Source organism: Ochrobactrum sp. SFR4, from assembly GCF_019730395.1.
Taxonomy (GTDB): domain Bacteria; phylum Pseudomonadota; class Alphaproteobacteria; order Rhizobiales; family Rhizobiaceae; genus Pseudochrobactrum.
In genome coordinates this window covers 1-13,884 of record NZ_JAAPBB010000016.1, presented here as the reverse complement: position 1 = coordinate 13,884, position 13,884 = coordinate 1, and the positions used below count along the sequence as shown (strand labels likewise).

Annotated in this window: 13 protein-coding genes; 4 read left to right on the top strand and 9 right to left on the bottom strand. The window is 51.0% G+C overall.

Annotated elements, in window-relative coordinates; genetic code table 11:
• The first annotated feature begins 80 nt into the window (after positions 1-80).
• Positions 81-977 (top strand): RNA polymerase sigma factor RpoH, encoded by an 897-nt coding sequence (rpoH, locus tag HBA93_RS15355; RefSeq protein ID WP_221723830.1) that lies wholly within the window; start codon positions 81-83, stop codon positions 975-977.
• Positions 978-1,178: 201 nt separating this feature from the next.
• On the opposite strand, the gene HBA93_RS15350 is transcribed toward rpoH, so the two are convergent.
• The 5 genes from HBA93_RS15350 to HBA93_RS15330 form a co-directional block, all read right to left on the bottom strand.
• A complete protein-coding gene (locus HBA93_RS15350; RefSeq protein WP_221723829.1) occupies positions 1,179-2,657 on the bottom strand; it encodes a transcriptional regulator in 1,479 nt (492 codons plus the stop codon).
• Between the two features lie 425 nt (positions 2,658-3,082).
• The gene (locus HBA93_RS15345; protein ID WP_221723828.1) at positions 3,083-4,372 is read right to left on the bottom strand and encodes an adenylosuccinate synthase; all 1,290 of its coding nucleotides are present in this window, start codon (positions 4,370-4,372) and stop codon (positions 3,083-3,085) included.
• Positions 4,373-4,577: 205 nt separating this feature from the next.
• Positions 4,578-5,099 carry a GNAT family N-acetyltransferase gene (locus tag HBA93_RS15340; RefSeq protein WP_221723827.1) on the bottom strand — a complete coding sequence of 174 codons (522 nt, stop codon included), beginning with the start codon at positions 5,097-5,099 and terminating at the stop codon, positions 4,578-4,580.
• Between the two features lie 130 nt (positions 5,100-5,229).
• Positions 5,230-6,831, bottom strand: a complete 1,602-nt coding sequence (gene serA / locus HBA93_RS15335) for a phosphoglycerate dehydrogenase (RefSeq protein WP_121994070.1) — start codon at positions 6,829-6,831, stop codon at positions 5,230-5,232.
• Positions 6,832-7,043: 212 nt separating this feature from the next.
• Positions 7,044-8,210 (bottom strand): phosphoserine transaminase, encoded by a 1,167-nt coding sequence (locus tag HBA93_RS15330; protein ID WP_221723826.1) that lies wholly within the window; start codon positions 8,208-8,210, stop codon positions 7,044-7,046.
• Positions 8,211-8,416: 206 nt separating this feature from the next.
• On the opposite strand from HBA93_RS15330, the gene HBA93_RS15325 reads away from it, so the two are divergent.
• Genes HBA93_RS15325 through HBA93_RS15315 form a run of 3 tightly spaced genes read left to right on the top strand, consistent with a single transcriptional unit; the run spans position 8,417 to position 10,027 of the window.
• Complete coding sequence (locus tag HBA93_RS15325) at positions 8,417-8,914, top strand: MarR family winged helix-turn-helix transcriptional regulator (protein WP_286201969.1); 498 nt, start codon at positions 8,417-8,419, stop codon at positions 8,912-8,914.
• Positions 8,895-9,665: a DNA alkylation repair protein gene (locus HBA93_RS15320; RefSeq protein WP_221723824.1), complete on the top strand. Its 771-nt coding sequence runs from the start codon at positions 8,895-8,897 to the stop codon at positions 9,663-9,665. Before HBA93_RS15325 ends, HBA93_RS15320 begins: the two co-directional genes overlap by 20 nt.
• A 23-nt stretch (positions 9,666-9,688) precedes the next feature.
• Complete coding sequence (locus HBA93_RS15315; RefSeq protein WP_121994074.1) at positions 9,689-10,027, top strand: DUF6616 family protein; 339 nt, start codon at positions 9,689-9,691, stop codon at positions 10,025-10,027.
• Positions 10,028-10,388: 361 nt separating this feature from the next.
• Here HBA93_RS15315 and HBA93_RS15310 read toward each other — a convergent pair whose 3' ends face one another.
• The 4 genes from HBA93_RS15310 to glmM form a co-directional block, all read right to left on the bottom strand.
• Positions 10,389-10,766, bottom strand: a complete 378-nt coding sequence (locus HBA93_RS15310) for a hypothetical protein (RefSeq protein WP_221723823.1) — start codon at positions 10,764-10,766, stop codon at positions 10,389-10,391.
• Between the two features lie 118 nt (positions 10,767-10,884).
• The gene (locus HBA93_RS15305) at positions 10,885-11,589 is read right to left on the bottom strand and encodes an outer membrane protein (protein WP_221723822.1); all 705 of its coding nucleotides are present in this window, start codon (positions 11,587-11,589) and stop codon (positions 10,885-10,887) included.
• A 107-nt stretch (positions 11,590-11,696) separates the two neighbouring features.
• Positions 11,697-12,566: an outer membrane protein gene (locus HBA93_RS15300; RefSeq protein WP_163026101.1), complete on the bottom strand. Its 870-nt coding sequence runs from the start codon at positions 12,564-12,566 to the stop codon at positions 11,697-11,699.
• Positions 12,567-12,818: 252 nt separating this feature from the next.
• Positions 12,819-13,884, bottom strand: a 1,066-nt coding sequence (gene glmM, locus HBA93_RS15295) for a phosphoglucosamine mutase (RefSeq protein WP_221723821.1), incomplete at its 5' end; no start/stop codon positions are given.

Genomic DNA, 13,884 nt, shown 5'->3' with positions numbered 1-13,884 from the left:
GCGACGAACTGTCTGAAATGGTTATCATACAGACGCGGGTTCGCCTCAATGGGAACCTGTCACAAAAAGGAGGGTGCTATATGGCCCGTGCAACTTTACCGGCTATCACCGCAGGTGATGGTGGTCTGACACGATATCTCGATGAAATCCGCCGTTTTCCGATGCTTCAGCCTCAGGAAGAATATATGCTTGCCAAACGCTATAGCGAGCATGCTGATCCGGAAGCTGCCCATAAACTTGTTACCAGCCATCTGCGTCTCGTGGCCAAGATTGCCATGGGGTATCGCGGCTACGGCCTGCCGATCGGCGAAGTGATCTCTGAAGGCAATGTCGGCCTGATGCAGGCTGTCAAACGCTTTGAACCGGAACGCGGTTTCCGTCTGGCGACCTATGCAATGTGGTGGATCAAAGCCTCGATTCAGGAATATGTGTTGCGGTCATGGAGCCTTGTCAAAATGGGCACCACCGCAAACCAGAAGCGTCTGTTCTTTAACCTGCGTAAGGCTAAGAATAAGATTCAGGCGCTGGATGACGGCGATCTGAACCCTGAACAGGTGAAAGAAATCGCTCACCGCCTGAGCGTTTCTGAGGAAGAAGTCGTATCCATGAACCGCCGTATGAGCGGTGACGCATCACTCAACGCACCGATCCGCGCATCGGAAGGTGAAAGCGGTGAATGGCAGGACTGGCTGGTGGATGACAGCGCATCCCAGGAACAGATTCTGATTGATGAAGACGAGCTGAAAAGCCGCCGCACCATGCTTGAAACAGCAATGTCCAAGCTCAATGACCGCGAACGCCGGATTTTTGAAGCCCGCCGTCTGGCAGAAGAACCGGTCACGCTTGAAGATTTGTCGACCGAATTCGGCATCAGCCGTGAACGGGTCCGTCAAATTGAGGTCCGCGCTTTTGAAAAAGTACAGGAGGCCGTCATGGCCTCCGCTCAGGCTGCATTACAGCCCGGCAATCAGACATAACAAAACCGCCCTGCGCATGATGCACAGGGCGGTTTTTTTATTAGACATAGACTAGAGCAACCTTTTTGTTCACCCAACAGGGCGCACGGCGCTCTAAAACATGTCGCAACTAAATGAGATCATTTAGCGTTTGCGACATACGACAATTAAAAGAATCCAGAGCGAACGCCGTAGATGCGATTAAACGCTACACGCTCTGGTTTAGTTTGCCGCCGGTGATGCACTACCCCAGCTTTTCAGCACTTCATCAAAAACCTTATCACCCGGCACGCCTTTTTCGATACTGATCAGCGCACGACGGCCATTGCGATAGGTGATCGGAATATCAATCCATTGCTGACGACGCATCAGCGACAGGTTCATATCAACAGCTGTACGCGCATCATTCAGCGCCACAAGGAAGAAATTGTCCGCGATCTTCATCGGAATAGCCGCCAGCGGATTACCTGCTGCCTGTTCGGAATCCTTGAAAGTTACACGCTGCACATTCTCAATCACACCGCCGTCGAAATCATCCGGCACTGTATAGATCATCTCGATCAGATGGCTTGCAGGTATTGACTGATCCGCATTGCGGCGCAGGGTCATGCGCAGATTGATTTTTCTGTCCGGATAGCTGACATCCGCACGGATTGCCGGTTCATCCGGTACACCTTCGCCCGGTGAATCCTGTACCACTGACCAGACAACATTACCCTTGATTGCAGCCGATGTTTCACCACCGCGCTGTTCTTCATAGAAGAAAGCCGGTTGTCCTACCGGAATAGTCTGCGCCGGTGTATTCGTGTTATTCGCAGGCTGACCATTGGTTGCCGGTGCAGTACCTGTCACCGGTGCATTGGACGTTCCCTCGCCGACTGTCGGCTTGTCACCGGAAGTTCCTGCATCCACTTCACTGCCATCCGGCAGCAAACGCTGAGTCAGTTTCTGCTCGCCCTCAGGTTTGGTCTGTGCCGGAGTCGTGTTGTTAGGTGTTGTACCACTATCAGCATTACCGCTGTCATTGTTAGTTGCAGGCGGTGTTGTGTCCGGCGGTGTAGTTGTTCCGCTTCCTGTTTCATCGCCGGAATCTTCGCCTTCATCCGTACCTTCTCCGCCATCCGTTGAACCGGCTGTGAGCGAAGAAACATAATCTTTGATCTGATCCTGATAGGTCCAGCCTGCATAACCTGCGCCGCCGAGCAGCAAAACCGCAATCAGTCCGCCAATCAAGCCTTTGGAGCGGCGGCTGCGCGGTTCTTCATCATAATCATTATAAGAGGAACGTTCTGCAAAACCGGATGTATCATCACGGTCATTTTGCCAGTCGTCCTGTGTAGTACCATGCATTGTATTGTCATGCGGATCATCCGGCAAAACAGACGGTTCTGCATTTTGTTCATCAGCAACGCCGGCTTCCTGAACCGCTTTCAGGAAATCTTCCAGCGGGTCCGTGGCTTGCTCCGGTTGCGCAGCTTCTTCAGCCGCACGTTCAGCCGCACGATAATCGGTCTCAACCTCTTCAATCGCTGCTTCAAGCATCTGGCGCTGACGCTGGGCAACCGCCTCCGGCGCGTTCGCAGCCGCAAGCTTCTGCTCAATCGTGGAACGGGCCTTCGCATAGACACGCTGACGGAGCGCCTGATCGGGCTCAGCCTGAGCATCAATTGTCTTTTTCAGTACCGCTGCGAAATCTGCCATACTCTTCCAAATCCGTTGCTGACGACTAGAGCGGTTTACGTCCAGATTGGATCACGGCGCTCGCTCTAGATTCTTTAGTTTGTCGCATTATCACGGGCGTAAGTTGATCCAACTTGACTGTGAAATGCTCTAAATCTGCTGTCTGACACATGCTTTACAATGTCCGGACATCATATTCACGGGAAAATCAGATGAAATCCGAATGTTTTATTAAACATAAGTCTTAACGAATGCAAAGTTTACTGTGGAATTCAACACCTTACAGACGAACATAAACGATAAATTATCGTTAAAAGCAGTTCTGTCTCCCTGAAATTGTCCCTGCCTGCAAGATGGAACACTCTGTCTGTGCAATCAAGGGGCATAAAAAGCAAAAAAGGCGGGATCGAAATCCCGCCTTTTCAAATCACATGATTTCAGAAATTTTAGTCCTGAAACGGATCTGTTACCAGAATTGTATCGTCACGCTCAGGGCTGGTGGAAAGCATGGAAACCGGCGTACCGATCAGCTCTTCAATATAACGAACATATTTCACAGCCTGTGCAGGCAGTTCGTTCCACGAACGGGCACCGGCAGTAGTGTCTTTCCAGCCTTCCAGTGTTTCATAGATCGGCTTGACGCGTGCCTGTGCATCCATTGAGGCCGGCAGATAATCAATACGCTTGCCGTCCAGCTCATAGGCCACGCAAACTTTGATCTCGTCCAGACCGTCAAGAACGTCCAGCTTGGTCAGTGCAATACCGGTAATACCGGAGGTGCGCACAGTCTGTTTTACCAGAACCGCATCAAACCAGCCGCAACGACGGGAACGACCGGTATTAACACCAACTTCACGACCAACGGTCGAGAGATGTTCACCGATTGCATCATCCAGTTCGCAAGGGAACGGGCCTTCACCAACGCGGGTGGTGTAAGCTTTGGTAATACCGAGCACATAACCGATTGCTGTCGGACCGAGCCCCGAACCGGCCGCTGCCTGACCGGCAACTGTGTTGGACGAAGTTACAAACGGGTAAGTACCGTGATCGTTATCAAGCAGCGCACCCTGCGCGCCTTCAAACAGAATACGGGCGCCGGCTTTGCGCTTGTCATCCAGAATCTTCCAGACCTGATCAACATAAGGCAGGATCTTGTCAGCGACTTCGATCAGCTCATTATGAATAGTATCAACGGAAATTTCAGCCAGTCCCATACCGCGACGCAGCGCATTATGGTGGGTCAGCAGGCGTTCGATTTTCGGACGCAGGCTTTCCGGCTCAGCCAGATCGATCACACGGATGGCACGACGGCCAACCTTATCTTCGTATGCAGGGCCGATACCACGCTTGGTAGTACCGATTTTCAGACCGGCAGAACCGTCTTCACGGATCGCGTCCAGCTCACGGTGCAGAGACAGGATCAGAGGAGCATTTTCAGCAATGCGCAGAACTTCAGGGGTTACTTCAACACCCTGTGCGCGCAGCTTTTCAACTTCTGTCACGAAATGATGCGGGTCGACGACAACGCCGTTACCAATAACGGAAAGTTTGCCGCGTACGAGGCCGGAAGGAAGCAGCGCCAGCTTGTAGCTTACACCGTCAATCACCAGAGTATGACCGGCATTGTGGCCGCCCTGATAGCGCACGATTACATCAGCGCGCTCCGACAACCAGTCAACGATCTTACCTTTACCTTCGTCGCCCCATTGCGAGCCGACGACGATCACATTAGCCATGAAGAAAACTCCTCAGTACAGAATGTACAGCTTGTTTGGAATTTGAATCGAGCCTGTGACACATGCCGCTTTAGGCCCGCTCTTTCTAAAACACGTGCTTATGCAAGCCCGTGTTTTTTACAGAACGTGAGCTTCTATACAGCGTCACAACAAAAAGTGCGACTCCCGATTGCCGGAAATCGCACCTCATCCTGCAAAAACTGGCTTATTTTACCAGATTGCGCATCATAAACCGTGCATCTTCAGAGTAACTGAGCAGTTTTTCCTGCAAATGCGGCACATCCTGCACGGAGAATCCCTGTTTTTCCCAATAGGGCTGCGACCCGTTCACGGCCACCAGCGACAGTGAGTCGAAACCATGCGCTACAGCAGTCTCCACGAGCAGTGCCACCAGTTTGCGTGCGGCACCGAATGCACGTGCCTGCGGCAGCAATGCCACATCATGCATATAGAAACTGTCTGCGCCTTCCGGCACCTGATGTAAAAGCGTGTTCAGCGCCGGTGCGGAAAAACGCACCCACGGATGGCTGAAACTATAACCAAACAGCTGTTTATCGCCCTGCAACACAAACGCACCGGCAGCAAACACTTCAAGGCGATCTTTATAAATGGCTGCATCTTCCGGAAAATCCGGATGCACGACACAACTCATATCATAGACTTCCGCCAGATCTGACGGCTGCATCAGCCGCCAGTCAGCAGTCAGCGGCGCTTTATTCTCAGACATAATCATTGCCTTTATTCATATGACGGAATGTCTTGTCAATTTCCCGTCAGTTGATAAAGCACATCCCGAAAAGCACAAAACGCTTTCCGGGATGCCTATTCATTTTAGATAATCAGGCTTAATGCCTTAATCAATCCGCAGCAATATCAAAGACCAGCGGACGCGCCTGTACAATGGCTTCATTGGCACGCAACACATCAAGAACCGCATCCGGAATACGCTCATCCAGATAGAGAAGCGCAATAGCATCGCCGCCCATGCGCTCACGACCAAGCGAGAAGTTTGCAATATTCACACCGTGATTACCGCAAACCGTACCCAGCCAGCCGATCATGCCCGGCGTGTCATTATTGGTCGTGTAGAGCATGTGCTGACCAACTTCCGCATCCAGATTAATACCCTTGATCTGGATAAAGCGCGGTTTACCATCGGAGAAGCAGGTACCGGCAATTGAGCGTGTGCGGGTTGTCGTGCGCACAGTGATCTTGATGTAACCGTCGAACACGCCGGATTTATCGCGCTTCACTTCTGATACGATAATACCGCGTTCTTTCACCATGACCGGTGCCGATACCATGTTGACATCGGAAACCTGCGGACGGATCAGACCGGCCAGTGCAGCACTCATCAGTGCACGGGTATTCATAGCTGCGGTGGAACCGTCAAACAGGATTTCCACTTCCTGAATAGGCTCGTCCGTCACCTGACCGATAAAGGCACCCAGAACTTCAGCCAGTTTTACAAACGGTTTGAGGCGCGGTGCTTCTTCTGCAGTGATCGAAGGCATATTGATCGCATTGGTGACAGCGCCCTTGATCAGATAGTCCGCCATCTGCTCGGCAACCTGCAGCGCCACATTTTCCTGCGCTTCAGAGGTGGAAGCACCAAGATGCGGCGTGCAAACCACATTCGGCAGATTGAACAATTCGGATTCTGTTGCCGGTTCAACTTCAAATACGTCAATACCGGCACCGGCAACCTTGCCTGACCTCAGAGCTGCAACCAGATCGGCTTCAACAATCAGACCGCCACGGGCACAATTGATGATACGCACACCGTCTTTCATCTTGGCGATGTTTTCAGCATTGATGATATTGCGGGTCTTGTCGGTCATCGGTGTATGCAGGCTGATGAAATCAGCGCGGGCAAGCAGATCGTCAAGTTCGACTTTCTCAACGCCCAGTTCCTCCGCACGGCCTTCCGAAAGAAACGGGTCGAAAGCCACCACATGCATTTTCAGACCAATGGCGCGGGTCGCAACAATCGAACCGATATTACCGCAACCGATGACACCGAGTGTCTTGCCGGTGATTTCCACACCCATGAAACGGTTCTTCTCCCACTTACCGGCGCGGGTTGACTGATCCGCTTCCGGCAGTTGGCGGGCAACAGCAAACATCAGCGCAATCGCATGTTCCGCAGTGGTAATCGAATTACCGAAAGGTGTATTCATCACGATGATACCGCGACGCGAGGCAGCAGGAATATCCACATTGTCCACACCGATACCGGCGCGGCCAACCACTTTAAGGTTTTTTGCTGCTGCGATCAGCTTATCAGTAACTTTGGTGGCGGAACGGATCGCCAGACCATCATATTGACCGATAACTTCGAGCAGTTTTTCTTTGTCTTTTCCGAGATCCGGCAAATAATCCACTTCAACGCCGCGATCTTTGAAGATCTGCACTGCGGTTGGCGATAATTTATCCGAAACGAGAACGCGAGGTGCCATAACGGCCTCCGTAATTGTGTGATAGCAGAAAATAAGGGTGGTGCCGCAACCGTCCCAACACAGTTGCAGCTGGTACTCAGCATGATCCCGAAAAGTGAAAACCGGTTTTCGGATAAGATCATGCGCAAACAAAAAATTAGAGCGGGATCACTATTCAGCTAAAAGCATCACGCTCTAACAATTCTCATAGCCTTGCGGCCGTATGACTGATCTTAGGAAAGCTGCGCTTTTTGTGTCTGAAATGCCCAGTCGAGCCATGGCAGCAATGCCTGCAAGTCTGATGCCTCTACGGTTGCACCGGTCCAGATACGCAGACCCGACGGAGCATCACGATAGGCACCGATATCAAAGGCAACGCCTTCTTTTTCCAGTTGCGTCACAATCGCTTTGGCAAAAGCAGCCTGTGCATCAGCCGGCAAAGCTGCAACCTGTGCATCTTTGATCGACAGGCAAACAGAGGTGTTAGAGCGGGTTTCCGGCACTACGGCCAGATTGGCAAGCCAGTCGCTCTTTTCAACAAAGTCATTCAGCACGGCAAAATTCTTATTCGCACGCGCCATCAGACCCTGAAGACCACCAATCGACTGCGCCCATTTCAGCGCATCCAGATAGTCCTCAACGCAGAGCATCGAAGGCGTGTTGATGGTTTCGCCGGTGAAGATACCTTCAATCAGCTTGCCGCCTTTGGTCATGCGGAAGATTTTCGGCAGCGGCCATGCAGGCTTATAGCTTTCAAGGCGCTCAACTGCGCGCGGGGAAAGGATCAGCATACCATGTGCGCCCTCACCGCCGAGTACTTTCTGCCATGAGAAAGTAACGACATCGAGTTTGCTGTAATCCATATCCTGCGCAAAAGCAGAAGAGGTTGCATCGCAAATAGTCAGACCTTTACGATCTGCCGGAATGAAATCTGCATTCGGCACACGAACGCCGGATGTGGTGCCGTTCCATGTGAAAATCACATCGCGGTCAAAATCCACCTGAGCGAAATCAACGATTTCACCATAAGGCGCGTCAAATGTGCGGACATCATGCAACTGAAGCTGTTTTACAACATCGGTAACCCAACCGGCACCGAAGCTTTCCCACGCGACCATATCAACGCCGCGCTCGCCAAGCAGAGACCACAAAGCCATTTCAACGGCACCGGTATCCGATGCCGGCACGATGCCGATGCGGTAATCTGCTGGAACTTGTAGAATTTCACGGGTCAGGTCAATCGCTTCTTTAAGCTTTGTCTTGCCGAGTTTAGCGCGGTGCGACCGTCCGAGCGGTGCATCTGCCAGCGCCTCCAATGTCCATCCTGGACGTTTGGTGCAAGGACCTGAAGAAAATTGTGCATTAGCCGGACGGATGTCTGGCTTTGGAAAAGTCGTCATTTTGTATCTACCCTTTCAGATAGCACGCTTCCCGTTGGGGAGAAGTGGCCCACTGACGAAGCTATATAAAAGCCGCACAGCGCGCAAGTGGGGCAAAAACGAAACCGTCATAGAATTTATCATCTGCGACAAAATTACATCATCGGCTTCAATCTTGACAATTAATTAGGCGCCATACTATATGTAGACGTATGGATATTTTAGAAATGAAACATCACGCCCTTTTGGGCGCGGAAACGCCGGAAAACAGCCATTATCAGAATATGCGCCTGTGCTTTGAACTGCTGAGCGCGGCGAGAATGATTGATCTGAGTTGTGCTCAACGGCTGGCACCTTATCAGCTCTCCGAGAGCCGTTTTGTGATTTTATTCTTGCTGCAAAACGAACCCGCGGGGTTGGCGCCGCATCTTTTGGCAGATCGCGCAGGCATCACCCGCGCTACTCTGACAGGTCTGCTCGATGGTTTGGAGCGTGATGGCTTCATCCTGAGGAATCACAGCCAGACAGATCGCCGCTCAATTCTGATCACCCTGACAGACAAAGGTGCGGAAACAGCTGCATCACTGGTGAGCAATCATACACAATGGATTTCTTCACTGATGGCACCGCTGGATAGTCAGGAAAAACAACTTCTCAGCACCCTGCTCGCCAAAATCTGGACCACGGCACAGAAAGATATAAACAATGGCAAAGGCACCCGTTAAATCTGTGCGGCGCATGAGTGATATCACACCGGAGCGGCTGGCGGAACTGAACAACGGCACAGCTGAAACCACTGTGCTGACTGAATGCCTTGCCATTGATTTTGCACTGCTGATACGCGCTACCTTTCCCGATATACCGTCCGAGTTACATCAACAACTCGATGGCTCCTCAGCGGGCATCACGGCACGCATGGCGCAGGCCGCAGAACTGTTGCACGCTCACGGCACTATCCGACTGAGCGATTTGAATAGCCATTCGTCCGACACGATCCGTGGCTGGGCCTGTTATTTCATCGCTCAGCAACAGCATCTTACCTTACCAGAAAAGCTGGAACTGATCCGCCCCCTTGCTGATGATCATCATTTTGGTGTGCGCGAATGGGCTTGGCTGGCCATGCGCGGCGATTTAATTGCGCAACCGGAATTGAGTTTCAGCCTGTTACAGCCATGGACGAATGATCCGTCCTATAAAATCCGGCGCTATGCCTGTGAGGCTGTCCGCCCGCGTGGTGTATGGTGCGCCCATTTCAACCTGCTAAAAACTGAACCGGAACTGGCACTCCCTATTCTTGAGGCATTACGCAGCGATCCGGAAATCTATGTGCAGGATTCTGTCGCCAACTGGCTCAATGATGCGTCCAAGACCACCCCCGATTGGGTACGCACGCTTTGCGACCGCTGGCTTCAGGAGAGCACATCACCTTCTACCGCCCGCATCTGCAAACGCGCTTTGCGAACAATCAATAAATAATCCTCCCGTGACATGAGACTGATATGACCCACTATCTTGCAGAATTATACAGCCCTAAAGCCGCATGGATTGCTTTGCCAAAAGAAGAAAAACAGGCTTTCTTTGCCACCATTGGCGCGGGCATGGGCAGCCTGTCTGAATTCGGCATTGAACCGCTGGCTTTCGGCCAAACCGATCCTTCACAGCTGCACCCAGCTCAGCAGCAATTTTTTGCCATCTGGAAATTCAGCGACAAAGCAGCTGTTACGGCATTACTCGAAGCGATTGCAGCTACCGGCTGGCATGATTATTTCGACACGATCAATGCCGCAGGCGAAGCGACAGACATGAGCGCGCATCTGACCCAACTGGCCGCTTGTTAAGCAAAGCAATACCTGCCTGATAGAACCGCAATAATTAATACACAATATACCCCCCCCAATAAATTGTGTATTAATTATTGCTTAATTATAGTATTTAGCAATCCATATTATAAATTAAATATTATGGATTAATTTTTATGATAATTTCTTTTGAATTAAGAAAACTAATTAGCAATTTATTAAAATTAAGCTTTATATGCAGCTCAATCAGCGGATGCGCTGCATTTTATGATGAATATTATTATACATCCAACAATGATTGCTCTCAACGCGGTTACTATGGTTGCCACAATACTCAGACAACTTACAAGCTGGTGCAACCCGAAAGGCAAATACGCAGAACTTATATTGAGCGCCCGTATTACCGTCGCGAACAGGAGCCTGTCCGCATTGGTGAGGGCGCACGTCCCGCCGTCTCAGACCGCAATACCCGCACTATTATACGCCCCGTCACACCATATACGCCATATACGCCGCCTCCGGTCCGAATTGGGGAAGGCGCACGGCCAACAGCTCCGGATACGGCCCCGCCTGTACCTGTGGGCAGCGGTGTACGCCCCGCTATTTCTGATACGCCTCCGCGGATATCCATCGGAGAAGGAGCGCGGCCAAGCACGCCCGATAACAGCCCTGCCGTCAGCATAGGAAGCGGCGCGCGCCCTGCATCTCCCGCCACACCGGTTTCCCCGCCGCCCGCAGTACCTTCCACCCCCGATGACAGCGCACAACCATCAGACAACAGCCTTTATAATCCGTATAAAGAATAGCACCGCATCAGAACCGTGGTATCACCTTAAAACAAAAACGCCGTGCCTCTCGTGAGGCACGGCGTTTATAAAACTGACATTCTCCGGTCATCACCAGGTCGTCATACGCAGACCGGCGCGGATCTGATGCGATTCCAGACTATTGTCTGTGATCGTCAGCGGACCCCAATTTCCGGCATCGCCGGATGATATACGTGCATAACGGTAGCCAAGGTCAAATTTGACATTTTCGGTCACATCAATAGACGCACCGGCCATCAGCGCCCACTGCAGACGGGTCGTATCACGGCCATTAATATATTCACCAACAGGACCCTGCACTTTGTAATCGACTTTCGCCATACCAATACCGGCACCGACATAGGGTGTTACCCCTGAAAAATTGCCTATATCATAATACGCATTTGCCATTACATCCCAGATGCCGGCTTCCACAGGCTCACGACTGACTTTCATCTTGCGATAACCCACGGTCACATCACCGCGAATATTATCGGTAAACTGATAGCCGATACCACCGCTATAGGCAGCTGTCGCTTTCGTGTCGCCACGTCCTTCACCTAACAGGTTATAGCCTTTCAAACGGGCTTTAACATTATCAGACGGTACATAGGCAATATCCCCGCGCAGATACCAGCCTGAACCGATTTCCACGGGTTTATAAACTTCCTGTTCAACAGGAGAGGCATAGAGAACCTGATCGAGATCGGCAGCCTGCGCCAATCCGGTTGCAGCTGATAGTGCGAAAACTGCAATCACTGCTTTGCGCAATGATGCGAATGAAGATTTTTTCATCATCTGCATCCTGTAATTCTGTTTTCCGCCTCACATGAGACTGAAATATTGAATGATAATATGAGTATGAACCGTACTGCGCCTTTTCAGGTGCAGTACAAACTCACTTATTTATAAACCGGTGTTGTCACATCACTATAAGCGACCGGACTACTATAACCGCCAAACTGGTAGCGCAGACCGACGCGTACATCGTGAATATCAAAGCTGCGATCAAAGCCGCGGCCGATATCCTTAGTTGCACCAAACATTTCGCCACCTTCAATGCGGCGGAAACGATAACCGGCATCCAGCTTCAGGCTCTGGGTCAGATCATAGGAAAGACCAGCCATCAGAGCCCAGGTAAAGCGCCAGCTTGCAGAACCGGAATGAACAGTCGAGCCCGACTGATAAAAGCCCGGGTCAATCGTATTGGTCAGGTCACCCCATTTAATGCGTGTACCACCGATACCGGCACCGACATAAGGCGTGAAGCCGTTGAAGTTACCCAGATCAATATAGGCATTGGCCAGAATGGAAAGCGCCGACATTTTCGCGGTATCATTAGAGGCACAAGCAAAATAACCTGCATCATTGCTGCACACGCCGCTTGTTGAGCCGCTAAACTTCGCGCGGGTCAGATAATCGACAGTCAGATCGGTACGGAAGTAATCTGTTACCTGATAACCGACACCACCACCAAGCAGGAATGAGCCCTTCAGCTTACCATCAAGTGAGTTCTCGCCAAAGGTTGGGCTGCCGCCACCGCAAGTACCGCAATTACTATCAATCGTAGTATAATTGGCACCTTTGAATTTAGCACCGGCATAACCGATATCACCACGCAGATACCAGCCGCCAACCGGCGCAGGCGGAACCACCACTTCCGGAATGATAGGTTCAGGGATATCCACGATATCTGCTGCAAAGACCGAGGAAACAGAGCCCGCTATTGTCAGCCCTGCAACACCGGCGATAAGCAAATTCTTTAAGTTCATCATAGCATGTCCTATCGCATTTCCACGGCCATGTAGCACCGGGACGACTATTCTCTGACATCACCATAATTCGGAAAGGTTAAATGCTACTTAACCTTGTTTATTCACGATATTTATTAATAATTACGCATATAAATATATAAAAAAGAGGGGCAGAAAATGCCCCTCTTTGCGTTGAAAATATTCAATTTTATTGATAAGCGATATAGATTGCCAAAGATGAACACAGGCACAAATTCGTAAAGAGACCTGTTACTTTGCTGCAGTTCTGATCGATGTGATAATATCATCGACAACAGTTTCAACCAGCTTGTGGTCATCCCCCTCAGCCATCACACGGATCAGAGGTTCTGTGCCTGACGGGCGGATTACAACACGGCCGCCGCTACCCAAAACATTCTTGCCTTCTTCAATCGCCTGAACGACCGTTTTATTCTCAAGCAGTTTCCCGCCGGCAACGCGGATATTTTTGAGAATCTGCGGTACAGGCTGGAATTTGCGGCAAACCTCGCTCAGCGGACGCCCCTGCTCCTGCATAACAGCAAGGATTTGCAGCGCAGAGATCAATCCGTCACCGGTTGTACCAAATTCAGACAACACAATATGGCCGGACTGTTCGCCACCGACATTGAAACCATTCTCACGCATATGTTCAACAACATAGCGATCACCAACTTTAGTACGGGCAAGAGATAATCCCTGATCCTGCAGGAAACGCTCAAGTCCGAGATTGGACATGATGGTTGCAACAATACCACCGCCAACCAGACGTCCGCTCTTTGACCAGCTTTCCGCAATCACAGCCATCAGCTGATCGCCGTCAATGATTGTGCCGTTTTCATCAACCATCAGCACACGGTCCGCATCACCATCAAGGGCAATACCAACATCGGCGCGGGTTTCATGAACTTTACGGATCAGACCTTCCGGATGGGTTGAGCCGCAATCCTCATTAATATTGGTACCGTTTGGCGTATTATTAATGGTGATGACTTCGGCACCGAGTTCCCACAAAGCAGCCGGCGCCACTTTATAGGCTGCACCATTGGCGCAATCGACAACAATGCGCAGGCCGTTAAGCGACAAATGACGTGGCATGGTGCGCTTGGCAAATTCGATATAGCGATAAATATCACCGTCAACGCGTTTCGCTCGGCCAATTTCGCCATGGCTGCTCATATGCGCGCTCATGTCATCATCAATCAGCTTTTCGATCTGCAGTTCCAGAGCATCTGACAATTTATATCCGTCAGGGCCAAAGAGCTTGATACCATTATCATAATAAGGATTATGCGAAGCAGAGATCATCACGCCAATA

Bases quoted from the DNA above. Each gene is read 5' to 3' on its own strand.
- rpoH (WP_221723830.1), top strand. From the start codon at position 81: ATGGCCCGTGCAACTTTACCGGCTATCACCGCAGGTGATGGTGGTCTG.
- HBA93_RS15350 (WP_221723829.1), bottom strand. From the start codon at position 2,657: ATGGCAGATTTCGCAGCGGTACTGAAAAAGACAATTGATGCTCAGGCT.
- HBA93_RS15345 (WP_221723828.1), bottom strand. From the start codon at position 4,372: ATGGCTAATGTGATCGTCGTCGGCTCGCAATGGGGCGACGAAGGTAAA.
- HBA93_RS15340 (WP_221723827.1), bottom strand. From the start codon at position 5,099: ATGTCTGAGAATAAAGCGCCGCTGACTGCTGACTGGCGGCTGATGCAG.
- serA (WP_121994070.1), bottom strand. From the start codon at position 6,831: ATGGCACCTCGCGTTCTCGTTTCGGATAAATTATCGCCAACCGCAGTG.
- HBA93_RS15330 (WP_221723826.1), bottom strand. From the start codon at position 8,210: ATGACGACTTTTCCAAAGCCAGACATCCGTCCGGCTAATGCACAATTT.
- HBA93_RS15325 (WP_286201969.1), top strand. From the start codon at position 8,417: ATGAAACATCACGCCCTTTTGGGCGCGGAAACGCCGGAAAACAGCCAT.
- HBA93_RS15320 (WP_221723824.1), top strand. From the start codon at position 8,895: ATGGCAAAGGCACCCGTTAAATCTGTGCGGCGCATGAGTGATATCACA.
- HBA93_RS15315 (WP_121994074.1), top strand. From the start codon at position 9,689: ATGACCCACTATCTTGCAGAATTATACAGCCCTAAAGCCGCATGGATT.
- HBA93_RS15305 (WP_221723822.1), bottom strand. From the start codon at position 11,589: ATGAAAAAATCTTCATTCGCATCATTGCGCAAAGCAGTGATTGCAGTT.
- HBA93_RS15300 (WP_163026101.1), bottom strand. From the start codon at position 12,566: ATGAACTTAAAGAATTTGCTTATCGCCGGTGTTGCAGGGCTGACAATA.